General features: G+C 45.2%; 19 protein-coding genes. 6 read left to right on the plus strand and 13 right to left on the minus strand.

The window, feature by feature from the left end; translation table 11 throughout:
* Position 1 precedes the first annotated feature (1 nt).
* From RH46_RS15715 to RH46_RS15735, 5 genes are all read right to left on the minus strand, one after another.
* Positions 2 to 802: a Cof-type HAD-IIB family hydrolase gene (locus tag RH46_RS15715; RefSeq protein ID WP_006880494.1), complete on the minus strand. Its 801-nt coding sequence runs from the start codon at positions 800 to 802 to the stop codon at positions 2 to 4.
* A gap of 203 nt (positions 803 to 1,005) precedes the next feature.
* Complete coding sequence (locus RH46_RS15720) at positions 1,006 to 2,235, minus strand: quaternary amine ABC transporter ATP-binding protein (protein ID WP_006880495.1); 1,230 nt, start codon at positions 2,233 to 2,235, stop codon at positions 1,006 to 1,008.
* Positions 2,228 to 3,127: an ABC transporter permease gene (locus RH46_RS15725; protein WP_006880496.1), complete on the minus strand. Its 900-nt coding sequence runs from the start codon at positions 3,125 to 3,127 to the stop codon at positions 2,228 to 2,230. The genes RH46_RS15720 and RH46_RS15725 overlap by 8 nt, the downstream gene beginning before the upstream one ends.
* 94 nt (positions 3,128 to 3,221) lie before the next feature.
* A complete protein-coding gene (locus RH46_RS15730; RefSeq protein WP_006880497.1) occupies positions 3,222 to 4,211 on the minus strand; it encodes an ABC transporter substrate-binding protein in 990 nt (329 codons plus the stop codon).
* Between the two features lie 225 nt (positions 4,212 to 4,436).
* On the minus strand, positions 4,437 to 6,188 hold the full coding sequence (locus tag RH46_RS15735; RefSeq protein ID WP_006880498.1) for an SgrR family transcriptional regulator: 1,752 nt from the start codon (positions 6,186 to 6,188) through the stop codon (positions 4,437 to 4,439).
* Positions 6,189 to 6,375: 187 nt separating this feature from the next.
* Here RH46_RS15735 and RH46_RS22560 point away from each other — a divergent pair, with 187 nt between their 5' ends.
* On the plus strand, positions 6,376 to 6,498 hold the full coding sequence (locus RH46_RS22560) for a hypothetical protein (protein WP_006880499.1): 123 nt from the start codon (positions 6,376 to 6,378) through the stop codon (positions 6,496 to 6,498).
* A gap of 173 nt (positions 6,499 to 6,671) precedes the next feature.
* Positions 6,672 to 8,108: a coniferyl aldehyde dehydrogenase gene (locus RH46_RS15740; protein WP_006880500.1), complete on the plus strand. Its 1,437-nt coding sequence runs from the start codon at positions 6,672 to 6,674 to the stop codon at positions 8,106 to 8,108.
* Here RH46_RS15740 and RH46_RS15745 read toward each other — a convergent pair.
* Positions 8,105 to 9,007: a LysR family transcriptional regulator gene (locus tag RH46_RS15745; RefSeq protein ID WP_006880501.1), complete on the minus strand. Its 903-nt coding sequence runs from the start codon at positions 9,005 to 9,007 to the stop codon at positions 8,105 to 8,107. The genes RH46_RS15740 and RH46_RS15745 overlap by 4 nt on opposite strands.
* A gap of 150 nt (positions 9,008 to 9,157) precedes the next feature.
* Between RH46_RS15745 and RH46_RS15750 the strand changes: the two genes are divergently transcribed.
* The 3 genes from RH46_RS15750 to RH46_RS22375 all read left to right on the plus strand — a co-directional run bounded on the left by RH46_RS15750 (position 9,158) and on the right by RH46_RS22375 (position 11,161).
* Positions 9,158 to 9,877, plus strand: coding sequence for an SDR family oxidoreductase (locus RH46_RS15750; protein ID WP_006880502.1), 720 nt, complete (start codon positions 9,158 to 9,160; stop codon positions 9,875 to 9,877).
* Positions 9,878 to 10,130: 253 nt separating this feature from the next.
* Positions 10,131 to 10,907 (plus strand): PilZ domain-containing protein, encoded by a 777-nt coding sequence (locus RH46_RS15755; RefSeq protein WP_006880503.1) that lies wholly within the window; start codon positions 10,131 to 10,133, stop codon positions 10,905 to 10,907.
* Positions 10,908 to 10,987: 80 nt separating this feature from the next.
* Positions 10,988 to 11,161, plus strand: a complete 174-nt coding sequence (locus RH46_RS22375; RefSeq protein WP_006880504.1) for a hypothetical protein — start codon at positions 10,988 to 10,990, stop codon at positions 11,159 to 11,161.
* A gap of 64 nt (positions 11,162 to 11,225) precedes the next feature.
* Here RH46_RS22375 and nagB read toward each other — a convergent pair whose 3' ends face one another.
* The gene (gene nagB / locus RH46_RS15760) at positions 11,226 to 12,026 is read right to left on the minus strand and encodes a glucosamine-6-phosphate deaminase (protein ID WP_006880505.1); all 801 of its coding nucleotides are present in this window, start codon (positions 12,024 to 12,026) and stop codon (positions 11,226 to 11,228) included.
* 384 nt (positions 12,027 to 12,410) lie between these two features.
* On the opposite strand from nagB, the gene RH46_RS15765 reads away from it, so the two are divergent.
* Complete coding sequence (locus RH46_RS15765; protein WP_006880506.1) at positions 12,411 to 13,559, plus strand: tetratricopeptide repeat protein; 1,149 nt, start codon at positions 12,411 to 12,413, stop codon at positions 13,557 to 13,559.
* A 51-nt stretch (positions 13,560 to 13,610) separates the two neighbouring features.
* On the opposite strand, the gene sstT is transcribed toward RH46_RS15765, so the two are convergent.
* The 6 genes from sstT to RH46_RS15795 form a co-directional block, all read right to left on the minus strand.
* Positions 13,611 to 14,831 carry a serine/threonine transporter SstT gene (gene sstT / locus RH46_RS15770; protein WP_006880507.1) on the minus strand — a complete coding sequence of 407 codons (1,221 nt, stop codon included), beginning with the start codon at positions 14,829 to 14,831 and terminating at the stop codon, positions 13,611 to 13,613.
* Between the two features lie 211 nt (positions 14,832 to 15,042).
* Entirely contained in the window at positions 15,043 to 16,107 is a 1,065-nt protein-coding gene (gene rsgA / locus RH46_RS15775) for a ribosome small subunit-dependent GTPase A (RefSeq protein WP_006880508.1), read from the minus strand.
* A 234-nt stretch (positions 16,108 to 16,341) separates the two neighbouring features.
* A complete protein-coding gene (locus RH46_RS15780; RefSeq protein ID WP_006880509.1) occupies positions 16,342 to 16,788 on the minus strand; it encodes a copper chaperone PCu(A)C in 447 nt (148 codons plus the stop codon).
* A gap of 4 nt (positions 16,789 to 16,792) precedes the next feature.
* On the minus strand, positions 16,793 to 17,386 hold the full coding sequence (locus RH46_RS15785) for an SCO family protein (RefSeq protein WP_006880510.1): 594 nt from the start codon (positions 17,384 to 17,386) through the stop codon (positions 16,793 to 16,795).
* Positions 17,383 to 17,811 carry a hypothetical protein gene (locus tag RH46_RS15790; RefSeq protein ID WP_006880511.1) on the minus strand — a complete coding sequence of 143 codons (429 nt, stop codon included), beginning with the start codon at positions 17,809 to 17,811 and terminating at the stop codon, positions 17,383 to 17,385. Before RH46_RS15790 ends, RH46_RS15785 begins: the two co-directional genes overlap by 4 nt.
* Before the next feature lie 94 nt (positions 17,812 to 17,905).
* Entirely contained in the window at positions 17,906 to 18,445 is a 540-nt protein-coding gene (locus RH46_RS15795; RefSeq protein WP_006880512.1) for a GNAT family N-acetyltransferase, read from the minus strand.
* Between the last annotated feature and the right edge of the window lie 183 nt (positions 18,446 to 18,628).

An 18,628-nucleotide genomic window follows, 5' to 3' on the forward strand; every position in this document is an offset into this window, starting at 1 on the left:
ATTAATCAAGTAACTCACGTTGAATCACTGTAAGCACACCTGCTTCACGGTTGCTTGGTGCTGTAAAGCGAGCGATCTGTTTGATTTTAGGGTGTGCATTATCCATGGCGTATGAGTGGTAGCTAGCTTCTAGCATCTCAAGGTCGTTGAGGTAATCGCCAAAGCTCATGGTCTGCTCATGGCTAAAGCCGAGGGTGCGCTGAAGATGTTCGATTGCCGCACCTTTAGACGCTTGCGCATTCATCACATCTAGCCAGATTTTGGCACTCACTACCACTTGGTGAGTGTCGCCAAAGTGTTTGTCGAAGGCAGGGAAAACCAGCTCTTCAGTACCATCAAAATGACAAATCGCTACTTTAATAAAGTCGTCATCTACGTCGAGTAGATCAGTTACGTACTGACAGCGATGGTAGTATTTGGCGAACTCTTCCAATGCGCGAGGGTCTTGCGTCTCAATGTAGGCAGATTGTTTACCACACAGCACGATTTGAGCGCCTGAAATCGCGCGAGCTTGCTTGATAATGTTGGTAATCGATGGTTTGTCAATTTCGCAGCTGTAAAGCTCCTGACCTTTATGCATCACCAGCGTGCCGTTTTCAGCAACAAACATCATGCGGTCATTGATCGGTGCGAATGTCTCCATCAGGCTGTAGTACTGACGTCCTGAAGCAGCAGCAAAGATGATCTCTTTGTCTTCAAGTTGCTGGTAAACATCAAAGAATTTTGGGTTGAGTTGGCTGTTTTCATCGAGCAGTGTGCCATCCATATCGGCGGCAACAAATTTAATGTTTTTGCTTTGCATAGTTAAGGTTTTCAGTGGGCATTCCAGAGCGAAACAGAATCGTTAAGTTACATGAGTTTGCCAATCAGACAAGTGATTTTAGTCAATTGGCCGAGAATCTCTTTGATGGCAGTAGGCTTGTTGTAGCCAACCTTAGTGTGAAGAATAAAAACGCCAGCGAGAGCTGGCGTTTGGGTTTAGCGGTTAAAACGATCTTAATTGAGTTAAGACGCTTTATCCAACTTTGGGCTTGGAGTGGTGTCCTCCTCGCTGTTATCAGAAAAGATTTCTGCCACCGCACTGCGCTCAAGTTCGCCTTGTAGGTTGCCCTCATCATCGACCACAGGAAGGGAGTAGTCACATGACATGGTTTCCACAAGGATCTCTTCAATCGCCGCATCAGGTGATATTGCTGGAACCTCTTCATAGATTTCTTGATTGATTTCATCCTGTGGGGTGTCTTCTTTGGCTGCGTCTAACAGACCCTCTTTAGTCAGAACCCCTTGATACCCATCCTCTGTTACGTGATAAGCATAATCTTGCTTGAAGCCTTTCATCTGAGCGATGGCTTCTTGGATTGTATTGGCTGAAATGCGATTAGTTTGCGGACTCATTACCGTCTCGACTGTCAGAGCTCGGGCTCGATTAACGTCTTTAACGAAGGCTTCGACATAATCATCCGCAGGGTGAAGCAGGATTTCATCAGGCGTACCTTGTTGAACCAGTTCACCATCTTTGAGGATAGCGATACGGTCGCCAAGTCGCAGGGCTTCATCCAAATCGTGGGTGATAAAGATGATGGTCTTATGCAGTTTCTCTTGCAGCTCGATTAACTGATCCTGCATCTCACTTCGGATAAGAGGGTCAAGAGCAGAGAATGCTTCGTCCATCAGCAGAATTTCCGCATCCGTACACAGAGCGCGGGCAAGACCAACACGCTGTTGCTGACCACCAGAAAGCTGTGACGGGTACTGATTTTCGTACCCTTTCAGACCAACGGTTTCCAGCCACTGATTGGCTTTGTCCATACGTTGTGCTTTGTCGATGCCTTGAATCTCAAGACCATAGGCGACGTTGTCGATCACCTTGCGATGAGGCAGCAGACCAAAGCGCTGAAATACCATCGACATCTTGTGGCGACGAAAATCTTCCAGCTCTTTCTGGCTAAGCTGCATTACGTCGGTGCCTTCAACGAGGATCTGTCCTTCTGTTGGGTCGATAAGGCGGTTGAAGTGACGGATTAAGGTCGACTTTCCTGAGCCAGAAAGGCCCATAATAACGAAGATCTCACCTTGCTTTATTTTCAGGTTAATCTCTTTGAGACCAACAGTATGGCCTGTGTCAGCCAGTACTTGGTCTTTACTGTCCCCCTGTTTAACTCGTTCAATTACAGACTTTGGCTTAGGACCAAAAACCTTGTATAAGCCACTGATTTCGATAAGCGGTTTAGTCATGTTTCAGATCTCCTAAGTGTGCCTGAGTACGTTTGGCATAAGCCTGCGACGCGCGGTCAAACAGAATCGCAAGTGCAACGATGGCGAAACCGTTAAGCAAACCAAGGGTGAAGTACTGGTTGGTGATAGATTTCAGTACTGGCTGGCCTAAACCTTTTACGCCAATCATTGAAGCAATCACTACCATCGAAAGTGCCATCATGATGGTCTGGTTAATACCAGCCATGATGGTTGGCATCGCAAGCGGAAGCTGCACGCCAAATAGACGCTGCTTGGCGCTAGCACCGAATGCGGTGGAAGCTTCCAGAACTTCTTTGTCGACCAGACGGATACCGAGGTTGGTCAGACGAATTACAGGTGGAATGGCGTAGATAACGACGGCAATCAGGCCTGGGATTTTACCAATACCAAGCAGCATGACGACCGGAATCAGGTAAACGAAGGCCGGCATGGTCTGCATGACGTCGAGCATCGGCGTTACTATTGACTGAATACGGTTGGAGCGCGCCATTGCAATGCCAATCGGGATCCCAAGTACGATGGACAACATGGTACAGACCGTAATAATACTTAAGGTACGCATGGTGTCTTCCCACATACCAAAGTAGCCGATAAGTATTAGCGACACAAAACAGCCCACTGATAGCTTCCATGAACGACTGGCCGCATACACTAGTCCGGTACAGACTGCCAGAATGATCATCCATGGAGTTGATATCAGCAGTTTTTCAAACCAGACGAGGAAAGAAAGCAGTGGGTCGAAGAATGACTCGATGAGTTCACCATATTCGCGAGAAAATTCACGATAGGCGCCATCAAGAGTTTTTCGGATTGCTCTGAGGTCAGAACGCTCCATTTCTGGAAAGCTGTTGAACCAGCTATCATTGGACATTTGAAATTCCTTTTATTCTCCTTCATCGGGGCATTTCCCGATGAAGGAGTACATCTACAGCGTAGCGCATACAGCGCTAAAGAAGGGACAGAGGTTAAAGTGCCTGTTGGACTTTCTTCGCCACGTCTTGTGGTACCCAGGTCTGCCAGATTTGTGGGTAGTTCTCTAAGAAGTGGAAGCTCGCTTCCTCACCATCTGCCTGGTTGTCTTCCATCCAAGCCAGTAGTTGGTTCATATCTTTGTTGGTGAAACCACGTTTAGTGAAGTATTCGTATGCTTGAGGAGCACGGCTGGCGAATGCTTCAGTCGTAATGGTATGCACAGGTGAAGGCGGGTACATGGTTGGTTTAGGTGACTCACACTCAGTTTGAGTGGTACAGCCAACAAACTCTTCCAGATTAACGCCGCTACCAAAATCGACCTTAACCATGTCGTACTTACCTAACACTGCAGTTGGTGCCCAGTAATAACCGAACCAAGCTTCCTCTCGTTCGTACGCCTTAGCGATCGCGCCAGACAGACCTGCACTTGAACCTGGGTCAACGATAGTAAAACCAGAACCCTCCAGACCTAGAGCCTTGAAAAGGTTGCCGGCACTGATTTGACAGTTCCAACCCGCCGGACAGCTGTAAAACGCTGACTGATCCGGGTCTTCTGGATGATCAAACAGTTTTGCGTGTTTCTTAACACCTTCAATCGTCGCCATTTCTGGGTATTGTTTAACCAGGTAGGCTGGTACCCAGAAACCTTCTTCACCACCATCGACCAGAGACTTACCTGCGTAGCGAAGTCGTTTCTCTTCTACGCCCTTGTCTAGTGCATCTTTTAGAGCGTTACTCCATAACTCTGGCGCAACGTCTGGCTGGCCTTTTTCTATCATTGATGTTCCGGTTGGCATAGTGTCACCAGGAATCAATTCGGCATCACAGTCATAACCGTGTTCAAGAATGAATTGGTCGACATTGGCCATAACGCTGGCCGAGTTCCAGTTCATGTCAGCAATTGTGACCTTGCCACACTCGTCTGCCTGAGCATGGAAAGCGGTTGCGGTTAGGGTGAGTAAGGCAGCCGTTTTTAGCTTCATTTTGATTTCCTTTCTAATGAATACGCTGTAAAAATAGCGAAATTATACTTAGAGTTCAAACTATTATGGCTGGGTGTGTGATGTGGTGTTTTTGTTGTTTTTATTATTTTTCCTTTTAATTTAGTGGTTTATGTCAGAAATGATTGTTTTGTGAAATTTGAGTTCGATTGTAAGTATTTATTCTAATTTGAACTCAAATCATTAGTGGTGTTTGTTTTTGTGTGGTTAATCTGCAGACCAAACGTTTTTAATGTCAGGCCAGCCCCAGTTGGTTAGTGCAACGTCCTTCAAAACGCCCTGAAAGCGCAGTGTCTGTCTGTGGTGAAACAGTGGGGAGAGCCAGTACTGGTTAATCAGTGCCGATGCGATAGGTTCCAATGCATTCAGGTAATCAACCAGAGGGGTTTGCGAACGAAGTACGTCGAGGCTGTCGATTAACCAGGCTTTGGATTGATCACCGATACAACGTTGAATGATCGGATTATGGTAGAGACTGTTAAAGGCAGACGCGTGGCGGTTGTCGTCGAGATTGATGTTGGTAACTATGATGGATTCTGATAGCTGTCCTGAAGACGAAAGCGCAGTCAGCTCTCGATAGCTGTAGCTATTAATAGTGACTTCAATACCTTTCTGCTCTAGCAGAAATTGAATCGCCAAGGCACAGTTTCGCAACGAGCTGTAATCATAAATGGCGATGCTAACCTTAGCGGGTAAAGTGACTTCAGCCATGGCCGGACGGGTGATTTTATGCCACATCGGCAGCAGGTTATGGGCGATTTCACAGCCGAACAGGCGTCCGCTCTGTTCTAGGTATTGATAGACTTTTTCTGGAGTGAGGTAGCTGGAGAGAAAGCGTCTTTGTCCATCATCTAATACGCTTTCAGCGCACTGATTAAAGAGGATGAACATACATCCGTCTTCCGTTCGGCTCTGTTTTACATCTCTTTCGACGTTTTTGCTAACTGCATGAGATACATAGTAATTACAATGTTGTTCTGACTGAGCGCCCGGCTGATTAGTTTGTATCTGTTTGTTAGACAGTTCGCTTTCATCCAGATGCCAGATCGTGACCTGATCAGTTAGTGCCCGACAGGCGTAATAGCGCTCGAATGCCTGCAGACCCAGACGAGCGTCCGAGTGTTCAATCACTTCAAATGGACCGGAACCAACGATCATTTTTCCTGGTGCATTATTGACTTGTTCGCTGGGCTGTATTGAGTACTTAACGCCAGAGATTAGCCCGCCAAAACCTTGATCCGGCGTGGTGAGTTTGAATACGACCTTATTGTTACTAGGAGACGAAACGCTTTCTAAATGGCTTAGCTCGCTTTGGTAGTCTTCCAGCTGTCTAAGTTTATTGAACAGATTGACAATGGTTTCGCCATCAATGGAGGTGCCGTTATGGAAAGTCAGGCTTGGACGAAGATAGAAAGCCCATTCCAGCGCCTGTTCATCATAGTGCCAGTGGTGGGCAAGCTGAGGCTCTAATACTCCGTCAGCAGAGCTGGCGACAAGACAGCAATAGATCTGGCGCAGCAAATAACGCTCACTTGAACGTTGTAGTTGATGAGGTACTAAGCGCTCAAAGGGGCGCTTATAGGTCAACTGGATATGCAGTTGTCCCTGACGAATTGATGCGCCTGACGTACTTTGTAATAAGCGTCCAAAGGCGACTTCGTCGTCATCGAGGATTGCCAAGGCTTTTTCATATTTGCCCGCATGGATTCTTTTTACTGCGAGCTGGCTTTTTAACTCTTCGAGTTGCAGGTTGAGGATCAGCGTTGAGCGCTGATTTCGACCCGCTTTAGGTGCCCAGGTTAACCACTCAAGCTGCTGCATGCTGTTAAGCAGATTACGTGCATGTCGCGGACTGGTAAATAAGGCGTCTGCAATAGCTGGGAGCGCTGTTTTTATTTCGATACCAATACCAAGTGGTGTTAGACGAGTGTAGTAGCGGAGTAAGTTCAGATCAGACACAAGTCACCTTAAGCAGAATAATAAGCAATGTCTGACTTCATTTTGTTCCTAATTTCTTCCATATTCCACTGAAATTTACTCCCACTAGCGGAAAACTGTAGATATAAGGAACTAAATCAATTTATATCAGCTCTTTTTGTCTTCCCTATTAAGCGTCAAAATTAAACGCGAAACAGAGGAGTTTGATATGGACAACACAATCAGTACCAGACCTTTAACACGCTTCTACCTGCTGCAGTTGGAGAATTGCTCTAATGTTGTTGAGCGATTAGCTCTGCTGTCTTTGCTTGCTATGATGAGCGGCAACTAACCTATTTAAGCAGTATCACGCTGAACATGCTCCTGACCCCCACCAAGAGTTCTGTGATACTGCTTATTCTTCAGCATCATATTAGGGTGAAAAACGGTTTCTAAACGGGACATTATGATCAAAACTGACTAATATTAAGCCAGAAATCATGATAAGAACTGTTGGCTACTCATATGGAAAAAGTCGTAGACCTTAATCGCTGGCATAAGGAACATGTCAAGACTGAGCAGGAGTTGTTGCATCTATTTGCAGAAATTCAGGCGCACTATTCTACAAACCCCTATCCCGATCTTAAACAAAGATTGGAGCTTTTGCATGGCGTCAAGTCGGCACTACTCAGCCATAAGCAAGGGTTAGTCGATGCTTTACATCATGATTACGGCTATCGTAGTGACTTCGATTCGCTTATCTGCGATTTACTGCCAGCAGTCGGACATATTAACTACACCATCAAGCACTTAAAAAAGTGGCTCAAACCTAGCAAACGCCACGCCGGGCTACTGTTAACACCTTCAAAAGTGCGCGTCGAGTATCAGCCACTCGGTGTTGTTGGTGTCATTGTCCCGTGGAATTTCCCAATCGTTCTGAGTATTGCCCCGATAGTGACGGCTCTGGCTGCAGGTAACCGGGTGTTGGTCAAGCTCAGTGAACATACCCCTCATACCAATCAGGTGCTAAGCGAGATTTTTGCTGGATTTGGCGAGTATGTACGTCCAGTGGAAGGGGATGCGGATATAGCGCAGCATTTTTCCGCTTTACCTTTTGATCACCTTATCTTTACCGGGTCGACTCAGATTGGCAAACTCGTTGCGGCGTCAGCGGCTCGCAACTTAACCCCGGTTACGCTTGAACTGGGGGGCAAATCGCCGGCAATCATTGCTGACGATGCGGACATCAGTAAAGCGGTCGATGCGATCATTCTGGGGAAATCTATCAACGCTGGACAAATCTGCGTTGCGCCGGACTACGTTATGGTTCCGCAAGGCAAAGAGTTGCAGTTTATTGAGTGTTATCTCGACCGTTTCTATCAACTCTATGTGCGTGACGGGCGACTTGAGTCAGTCACTCAAATCATTAATGAAGCGCAATTTCTGCGTTTACAGCGTTATCTTCAGGATGCGAAAGATTTAGGTGCATCGCTGCACTCTATTGATTACGTGGAACTGAACGATCGGCAGATGCTGCCTCAACTCGTCACAGGCGTTACCGAAGAGATGCTTGTGATGCAGGAAGAGATTTTCGGACCAATATTACCCGTTATTGGTTATCGTCATTTGAGCGAAGTGTTTGCGTTCGTCAATAGTCGGCCGCGCCCATTGGCACTCTATCTGATGTCGAATGATAAAATCTTGCAGCAGCAGGTAATCGAACAGACACACAGTGGTGGTGTTGCCTTTAATGATACTCTGCTGCATGTTGCTGCGGACGACGCGCCGTTTGGAGGTATTGGTGAGTCGGGTATTGGTCAGTATCACGGCGAGGAAGGGTTCAGAACTTTCTCTAAGGCCAAGACGGTGCTCTCTTCTCCGACGTGGTTACCGCGTAACTACTTAATTCTCAAATATCGCAACCTGGCGCTGAAATTGGTGTCTAAACTTTTCTTACGTTAGTGGCTTAACTTGTTCTGAAAGTGAGCTGTAACGAAGTCTATAAACACCCGCAGGCGTTTCGGCTGATATCGATCTCTATGATAAATAGCTGAAAACGCCACGCTGGGAATATGCCAGTCTTCGAATACTTCTACTAACTTTCCCTCATCGATAGCCTCTACGCAGTACACTTTTGGTACTCGAATAATGCCTTGGTGATTAAGGGCTCCCTTAACTAACACCCGACCGTTTTTACACTGTAAATGTCCCTTAATCGCTACCTCTACATCTCTGTTGTCGACTTTGTGCTTATAGCCCCAACGTTTGACTGAACCAGTAAGACACTGGTGTGCATTAAGATCTTTTGGTTGCGAAGGGATACCTTTAGCTTTTAGATACTCTGGGCTGGCAAGCGTGCTCATTTCTATGGTCATAAGTTTACGGGCGATAAAACCTGAGTCATCAAGTTGCCCCATACGAAATGCGATGTCGAAATCTTCTTCAAGTAAATCTACACGGTGGCTGCTGAAGTCGAGGTGGACTTGAGTTTCAGGATATTGTTTCATGAAGTCACAAGCGATCTGGCCAATGACATCTTCCCCTAAGTAGCCGCCAACACAGTTAATACGGATCTCGCCCTGTACTTTTTCAACATCGTCGACAGCAACGAGTACCGCTTGCTCGATACCGTTCAAAGCAACTTCACACTGCTGATAAAACAGCTTACCTGCTTCGGTTAACTTAAGCGTTCGAGTAGTGCGAATAAGCAAAGTGACCTTCATCTGGCTCTCTAGATTGCTTATCTGACGAGAGACATGTGAACGTGAAACATCGAGTGCCAGTGCTGCCTTTGTAAAGCTACCAAGCTGTGCGATCAATACAAATGAGCGAATATCAGCGAGGTTGAGGGAGTTGAGCATTAGTTTTCCTTAATCAGAGGATTACAACTATTGTTGCAGTATAGCAACAGTGTTTCAACCTAAGTGATATATATCAACAAAGATGATTCGAATACTATAGCTTCATCGCAGCAAATCACGCTGCACAATCAGTTCACAGAGGAATAAATGATGAAAAAACTAATTGTAATCACAGGTGCAAGTTCTGGTATTGGTGAAGCGATTGCTCGTCGTCTGAGTAATGAAGGCCATCCTCTACTTCTACTCGCTCGCCGCGTTGAGCGCTTAGAGTCTCTACAACTACCAAACACACTGTGTGAGAAAGTGGATGTAACAGATAAAGCGACTTTTGAAGCTGCAATTGCTAAAGCTGAAGCCAAGTTTGGCCCGGTTGATGGCCTAGTTAACAATGCTGGCGTGATGCTGTTGGGCCAGATTGATACGCAAGACGCGAGCGAATGGAAACGTATGTTTGACGTAAACGTTCTGGGTTTACTAAATGGTATGCAGGCTGTACTGGCTCCTATGATGGAACGTAACAGTGGTACTATCATCAACATCAGTTCAATCGCTGGTAAGAAGACTTTCCCGAATCACGCTGCTTACTGTGGCACTAAATTCGCTGTTCATGCTATTTCTGAAAATGTTCGCGAAGAAGTCGCGGCATCTAATGTTCGTGTTACGACTATTGCCCCTGGAGCGGTAGAGACAGAATTACTATCGCACACAACGTCTGATGATATTAAGCAGGGTTACGATGACTGGAAGCAAGACATGGGTGGTGTTCTCGCTGCTGATGATGTTGCTCGCGCAGTTGAATTTGCTTACAGCCAGCCACAAAACGTGTGTATCCGAGAAATTGCCTTAGCACCTACCAAACAACAGCCTTAATCTGAGTTGTTTTAAAGGCCGACGCTAGTCGGCCTTTTTGTATTTTAGCCTAAGCCTATGGCGATACTTTATCGTTGGAAGCGTGCCAGATATCAGGATCGATCAGCAGATTTCGTCCACAAGGTGTTGTTAAAACCTGATATAGACTAATTGGTTAGAAGAAATCTTTCTCTGAATGTGATCACTGATGTTTGAGAATTGTCATTTTGCTACTATAACTCGTATATGTGAGTTATATGCAAAAAGGTCAATAATGACGAAGGCAGAACAACAAGAACAATCAAGCGAATTGTCAGTCAATGGTGAACACGGCGAAAACGTTGCAAAAACCGAAGAACCTTCATCTTCAATTCGATACGGAGAAGATGCATTTCAGGATGTGATGCCACTCTGTGAGGTTGCATTAATTGTGACGACGCCTACTGGTAAGGTTCTCAAGTGTCGCACCAAATATGTCGGACTCCATTCAAATAATATCTTATTGATGGAAATGCCGGACATTTCAGCGAAAGAAATGTCATTGTTTATGCAACGTGGCTATTCGATCAAGGCGTGCGTCATTTCTTCAAAGGGGGAAGGCGCGCGAGTCTATTTTAAGAGCAAAATAGAGTATGTCTTAAGTGGTGGAGATAACGATCTGCTACTTATTACCTTGCCTAAGGCGACTCAGGTGGTGGTGGGCTTACGCGAAAGTGCTCGTTTGGAGATCAGCCTGGATGGTATTTTATCTCCGGATAACCACAAATACTTATGTCAGATACGGGATATCTCTCAACATGGTTGTTTGATTGTTGTCGACAGAGGAAAGACCAATTATAAAGTTGGCTCCGCCATCGAGCTTAAAGTGTTTAGTCGTGGTGATGGTAACGAAGATGATTCAGAGTTATTGCATGCTGTAGTAAAGAACGTCTCTAAGACCAGCCACTACCGTAAATACGGCGTTAAATTTGACGAAGGTAGCTTAGAGTATGTTAGTCGCTTTATTGAGGGCCTGAACTTCTGCTCGCTTCAACAAAAATTCACTCTTTAATCTATGGGGAATCCAAGCTTCTGCGTCATTATTGCTTATACTAAGTAGTGAGGACATCAGCATATTGGGAGGACTAAAGTATGGAACTACGCAACGAGCATGGTGAAGTAACTCAAGTCGCGGATAACCTCACCATCAAAGAAGTGTTGGAAATGGGCTACTCAATCGATTTATGTGATGAAGCCTTTGACCCCAATGAACATTGGGTAGCAAGCGCTGACACCAGCGCTAAAGGCGAGTTTCCAGAAAGCTAGTTGGGCGGCAAATAAAAAATCCGAGCAGTGCTCGGATTTTTTGATCGTGTTAGATAACTGAGAGTTAGAAGCCTTTGATGTTTTCCGCTTCAAGTTCAGTAAAGTATTTAACAGTCTTAACTTTCAGTTCTTGAGTTGCTGGCTCATCACATACGATCACTGATTTAGGGTGTAACTGAAGTGCAGATACAGTCCATAGGTGGTTAACGCTACCTTCAACTGCTGCTTCAAGAGCTAGGGCTTTGTTGTGGCCAGTAACCAGAATCATGATTTCTTCTGAATCTAGTAGTGTACCAACACCGATGGTTAGAGCGTACTTAGGTACTTGATTGATGTCACCGTCGAAGAAGCGAGAGTTAGCAATACGTGTATCTTCAGTCAGCGTCTTGATACGTGTGCGTGAAGATAGTGAAGATGCTGGCTCGTTGAATGCGATATGACCATCGTTACCTACGCCGCCCATGAATAGGTTAATACGACCGTAAGATTTGATCTTATCTTCATAGCGCTTACATTCAACTTCGTTATCCGCTGCATTACCATCAAGAAGGTTGATGTTTTCATCTTGGATATCGATGTGGTTAAAGAAGTTGTTGTACATGAAAGAGCGGTAAGATTCTGGGTGATCCGCTGGGATACCAATGTACTCATCCATGTTAAATGTAACAACGTGCTTAAAGCTTACTTCGCCAGCGTTGTACAGTTCGATAAGTGCTTTGTAAGTCGCTAGAGGAGTACCACCTGTTGGTAGACCTAAAACGAATGGACGTTCAGCGGTTGGTTTGAAATCGTTAATGCGTTTAACAATGTGTGCTGCTGCCCACTTACCGACTTGTGCTGCTTGGTTTAACGGGATAAGTCTCATTTTGTGCCCCTAATATTGTAATTTATGATGCTCTGAAACATTAATTCGCATTATAAAATAAGTGACCATGTTGTGCTATTGTTTTTGGTCAATTTTTCTCTAATTGACCAAATTACGTCTGATTATCATAGTCTGTATTCGTTTGCGCGACGTAAAAATGATGTATGTAGTGGTTCGACGAATGAAAATTTTAGGGCTAAAACTAAGGTATTAGCCACCTAAATAATGGCGATGTACGTCACGTTGTGATGTAAATGAAACGCTTAGTGTAGAGGTTACTTATACTAGTGTAATGTTATTAAGGTATGATGTTGAAGCTCAAACAATTGAGAACGCTGTCGATACAGTGACTAATAAAACTATAAAGATACTTAAGAAGACCAGATGAATATTATTGGGATCGCGATTGGTGCGACCGGGCTTCTGTTACTAGGCATGTTTATGTGGATGCTGGCTTTGTCCATCCGTAAGAAGCGCTTAGAGCAAGAACGCAAAGAACGAGAAATCGCTTACCGAAAAGCGATTGAAAAGAATCGTAAACAGGAACATGAAGATCGGATTATGAAGGCCGAAGGCGGTCATATTCCTACGATTCTCTATCTGGCTAAAGAGGCTGAAAGAACTCGTCCGAAAGAAGCGATCTATTGGTACACCAAAGCGGCAAAACTAGATAATGTTACCGGCATGTACGGCGTAGTACGTATCAGTAACAAGATGAAGCAAGATGTCATCTTAAAAGAGCAATCTAAGTTCTGGCAGACATCCATTGCGGCTATTGAAGGTAGCTTACCGCATAAGTTTGAAATGGCGCAGGCGCTGTTTTATGGTCGTGGTACTGAAGTGAATCCACCAAAAGCGATAGAGCTTTTGGAGTCTGCAGCACAGCAGAACCATATTCCATCAATCCTGTTTTTGGGTGATTGGTGTCTTTCGGATAACAACCCACAAAAAAGTCCGTCACGTTCAACTGACTATTATCGCCGAGCGGCCGATCTTAAAAGTAATGAAGGTCGAATGAAACTGGGCACCAACTACATTCAGGGTCACGGTGTACCAAGCAATTTCAATCTCGGTTGCTACTGGTTGGAGCGAGCGGCTGAAAAAGGTCATCTGGAAGCAATGTATAAGGCCGGGGAAACCTGGATGGAGCAACGACCAAATGGCAACGCGATCGCTTATATTTGGTTGTTCCTTGCTAGCCAGCTTGGTCATGATCCAGCGCGAGCGTTGCGTGATCAGGTGGCGTTGAATATCGGTGTCGATACTGTTGTTGGTTTACAGAGTCTTGCTAAACCTATGATTAAGAAGATTCGAGAGAATAAAGTAAACAAACACTCTATTATCAAGGCGCTAAACAAACTGTATAAACGAGCGATTCCAATTAATGAACAGGGCTCGGCTCCGATTCTATCTACGTTAGAATCCAATGACACGGTGGCGGAACCTGAGTCACTTAACGTAGAGGAAACGCCTCAGGTTGATGAGCAAGATAATCGAATCGACTACTCGCAGTCCCCAATGGATAAACAATAAAAAATGGCCTCATCAAGAGGCCATTTTTATTGGTTTGGGTCAACGTTGAACTTATTTAAGTTCTTGTTTCTGCTTTGATTTACATACCGCAGCGGTAAAGACGACGTCAGTTGAGCTGTTTAGCGCTGTTTCTGCTGAATCTTGAACAACACCAATGATGAAGCCAACCGCTACCACCTGCATTGCAATCTCATTTGGAATACCAAACAGGCCACATGCTAATGGGATAAGCAGTAATGAACCGCCAGCAACACCAGAAGCACCACATGCAGAAACTGCTGCTACCACACTCAGTAGCAGTGCAGTAAGTAGATCCACTTCAATCCCTAAGGTGTGAACCGCCGCCAGAGTCAGAGTTGTGATGGTGATTGCTGCGCCAGCCATGTTAATAGTCGCGCCCAGAGGAATAGATACAGAGTAAGTATCTTCATCCAGTTTTAGCTTTTCACATAGCGCCATGTTGACTGGAATGTTCGCTGCGCTTGAGCGAGTGAAGAAAGCTGTTACGCCACTTTCACGGATACATTGCAGAACCAATGGGTATGGGTTTTCACCGGTTTTAAACAGCACGATTAGTGGGTTAACGACGAGTGCAATGATCGCCATTGAGCTTAATAGTACCGCCAGAAGCTGCGCATAACCAGCGAGCGCTTCGAAGCCTGTGGTTGCCAGTGTAGAAGCTACCAGACCAAAGATACCGAATGGCGCCAGACGAATAATAAAGCGTACGATTTGTGATACACCGTGGCTAAGGTCTTCAAATACCGCCTTAGTTGTACCTGATGCGTGGTGAAGCGCCAGACCAAGACCTACAGCCCATGCCAGGATACCAATGTAGTTTGCACTCATCAGAGCGTTAACTGGGTTGTCAACTAGCTTAAACAGCAGAGTATTTAGTACTTCAGCGATGCCTTGTGGAGGAGTAGCTCCTTCAGCACCTGATACAAGCGTTAGCGTGGTTGGAAAGAGGAAACTCAGTACAACAGCGGTTAGAGCTGCTGTTAATGTACCGAAAAGGTAAAGAACCACGATAGGACGCATATACGTGTGTTGGTTTTTCTTCTGGTTAGCGATCGAAGCCGCAACCAAAATAAAAACGAGAATAGGCGCAACTGCTTTTAGTGCACCAACAAACAGGCTTCCGAGTAAACCGACACTTTTCGCATGCTCTGGAGATACAGTCGCTAGACCAACACCAAGGATGATGCCAGCTAGGATCTGCAAAACCAGATTGCCACGAGCAAAGCGCGCAATGAGAGAGTTGTGTTGCATAGTTATCCCTGCAATGAATAGTTTTATGAATTTATAGTAATCTCAGTTATCGCAACTGAGCTGTTAATACTAGCGGCTTGAAATAATGTGTCTAGGATTAATTGAAAAGTAGCATGAAAAATTAATTTCATTCGCTTTATGTGAATTTTATGTTTTAGATGTGTGTTAATTTGGTAAATAACAAAAAGGGGGCTGATGCCCCCTTGATTGTTTAATATCCACTACCGTGCTTTTGGTCACGATGAGCGTTTTGTACTCTCTTATAGTATTTGGTTTGCTGTTTATAAGAGGCACGCTTTTCAGCGATAGTCGCACTATTATGTTGCTGTTCGCGTAACAACTTAAGGTAGTTGTTGAGCCTTCGTTGCTCTAACTGACCTGATTTGATTGCTTCTCGTACCCGACAACCTGGTTCTTCTTGATGCTGACAATCGGAGAAACGGCATTGAGCTACCAGAGACTCGACGTCAGAGAATGTTTCAGCGACGCCTTCTGCACAGTCCACCAGTTGAAGCTCTCGCATTCCTGGAGTGTCGATCAGAACCGCACCACTTGGCATGAAATGCAACGAACGACTGGTTGTCGTATGACGACCTTTGCTGTCGTTTTCTCTGATCCCACCGGTTTGCTGTGCTTGTTGCTGTAACAAGCTATTGACCAAGGTTGACTTACCAACACCTGATGAACCCATAAAGGCGACCGTTTTTCCGTTTTGACACCAAGGAAGAAGACGTTCGCATTGCTGTTGGTCTAAGGCATTAACGCTTTCAACCATTAATAGAGGGTCGAGCTTTTGTACCAGCGCTTTCTTCTCATCAAGGTCAAGACAGAGGTCGGCTTTGGTTAAAACGATAACGGGTTCTACATCGGCTTCATGAGCGATAGCTAAGTATCGTTCAATTCGGCTCAAGTTAAAGTCATCATTCAACGAGCAGACGATAAACAATGATGTCACGTTGGCGGCGATCAGTTGCTCATTAACCTTACTTCCAGCGGCTTTGCGGTGAAAGAGAGACTGGCGGTCTAACAAGCGAACGAACCTCTGTTCTGAGTCTAGCAGTACCCAGTCACCTACGGTCATTGCGGGTAAAGACTTATGGATCTCCAGGCTGATCTCATCGGTTTCGGTCAATAGCTTATAGCCGCTTCTATGGTGTTCAGTGATGCGGGCTGCAATTAACTCTTGTTCTAAATCTTCGAGTGTTAGCTGTTGTTGAAATAGGTTGTTCCAGCCAAGTGTCGTAAGTGACATAGCTGTGTGTGCTTTGGTATTCATAGTTGCCCCAAGCTTACAGAAAATCTGTATCAATTTGATTCGCTAGGGTCTTAAGACCCCGGTTTGAGTAACACCGGGCAATAGGAAGGGAAGGGGAGTGTTATTAACGAAGCTTCGCCATTCTTGCCGGGTGGGTTTTAACTACAATCATCATATTCTCCTATCAATTTGTTTCATTTCAGTGCAATTCTAGCAAAAGAGGTGGGGAAATTCCCACCTCTGAGCGCAAAGATTTTAGTGCTTATGTTTCATGCCGCTCATGACTTTTTTAACTGGAGCGGTGAAAGTGTGCTTTTCACCATTGGCGAAGGTCAGCTGAACGTCGATTTCCTGATCCTCAGCCAAAGGAGCTTTGAGGTCAAACAGCATGATATGTAAGCTGCCCGGCTTTAGCTCAACTTTGCCTTTAGCCGGAATAGTGATGCGATCTACCTGGCGCATCTTCATCACTTCACCTTCTTTGATGACATCGTGCAGCTCGACTTTACCAGCTGCATCTGTCGTCGCCGACACAATGTAACGCTCCTTGTCTCCGCGGTTCATAAACTCACCAAATACAGCGCTAGTTACCGCTGTTGGGGGAGTTGCGCGTGCATAGGCGTGGTGAGCCATGATGTCCATTTTTGCTTGAGCTAATGGGCTTAGGGCTAAAGATGCCAGTAGCAGGGCTTTAAGTTTCATTTAACTATCCTTCTGATGTAACAGTTTTAAATGCTTCGACCAGCGGAGCTGGTGTCAGTGTGTGTGGCACTTTAGTAATCAATGTGCCATCTGGTTTTAAGAAATAAAAATAGGAGCTGTGATCAAGGGTGTACTTGAGCTCAGAGTTTTCTAATTCTGTCTTACGGAATATGACGCCGTACTTGTGCGCAAGAGGAGTTGTCACTTCTAGCGGCGCAGAAAGCCCTTCAATCATAGGGTGAAAGTATTGAGCGTATTTGTATGAATCAGCCGCCGCATCACGCTCTGGATCGAGTGAGATAAACACAGGGCGGAAGTGACTTTTCGTCTGCTCATCGACCTGATTCAATGCTCCTGCGAGCATAGCCAAAGAGGTTGGACAAACGTCTGGACAACGAGTGAATCCAAAATAGACCACGCGAATACGCGAATCCTGATCATCAAAAAGATTGACTGGCTGGTTGTTCTCACCAAACAAAACAACATCAGATGATTGCTGTTCACCGGACGTCGATTGTGGTTGTTGATCGAGATAAGTTTTAAGGCCAAAGCCCAACACAAATGCGACGACTAAGATTAACGACCAATTTCGGCTCATCGTTCCATCCTTATTGAAGTTTTGATTGATTCGCTGTTATCACTCACTGAGCCATACCAGGTCATGGCGTCAGTAGTACAGACTGGCAGAATAACCTGTCCGGAGAAATTTCCTTGCGGGTTCTTGTCTAGCTTAAATACGACGGTACCCATATCCATCTCATAGCCTTGCAAAGTCATTAGCAGATGATCGCTGTCAGATTGTGGCCACGATACTTCGATTTGCGTTGGGACTAGAGGCTGACTGGTATCTTTGTCGACCTGAATGATGACATCACCCTGCTGGCAACTTTGTGTTGTTAGCAAACAGTATTGATCAAGTGAGACTTGCTGCTGAGTTGCTTGATACCAATTAATTAGGTCGCTGGCAAAGAATCCACTGCCTATAGCGGCGAGGACCAGTAGCAACTTGGCGAATGTGGGCATGATTTCGATCTCTGGGATTTATAGCGACAGCAATGCTAGCACATATCGCTATAAATCCATGAGATTGCGGGTAAAAATGTGCTCGTTATCAAGCCTATAGCGTACGGTTTTTTTGGATGCCATAGATAGCATGGTCAAGAATACGGTCGCCTACTTTTTCCTGATTAGTGAGTATTCCCTCTAAGGTCATTCCTGCCCTTTCGGCAACCTGACGACTCGGTAGATTTTCCACTGCGGCAGACAGTTGTACTTTCTCTAGTTTGAGTTGTTCAAAGGCATGAGTGATGAGGAATTTCACCACTCGGGTTACGATTCCTTTGCCTTGCTGATGTTTAGAGATCCAATAACCAATTTCTGCACACTGGGTATCATAATTGATGCGGTTATAGCTACAGTTACCGACCAGTTCACCGTTATAAATGATTGCGCAGGTCATTGACTTGCCGTCGGCATACTCGTGCAGGACACGTTGAACAAACAGCCTGAAATCTTGTTCACGATTGCAGTGAACAGGCCAGGCTAACCACTGGGATAGGTAGTCTATCTGGTCCTGGACTATAGCAGCGTATTTTACGGCGAATGATTCTTGGACTAGAGCGATAGAAATCTCATCATCAATTTTAAGGCTAAACATACTATCTCACTTGCATAACGGTTTGAACTAACGCTATCAGAGTTAAAAGGTGATGGCTACATAGCAAGACTGAAATAAAATTTTATTTCTGGCACGAAAATAATGCACTACGTTGCACAAGTCACAGATCTGTTAATAACCTTTCATAAAACATGGTTAGAAGCTACATCTTTAGTTTACCCT

It is taken from the genome of Vibrio brasiliensis LMG 20546 (assembly GCF_000189255.1).
Lineage (GTDB): Bacteria > Pseudomonadota > Gammaproteobacteria > Enterobacterales > Vibrionaceae > Vibrio > Vibrio brasiliensis.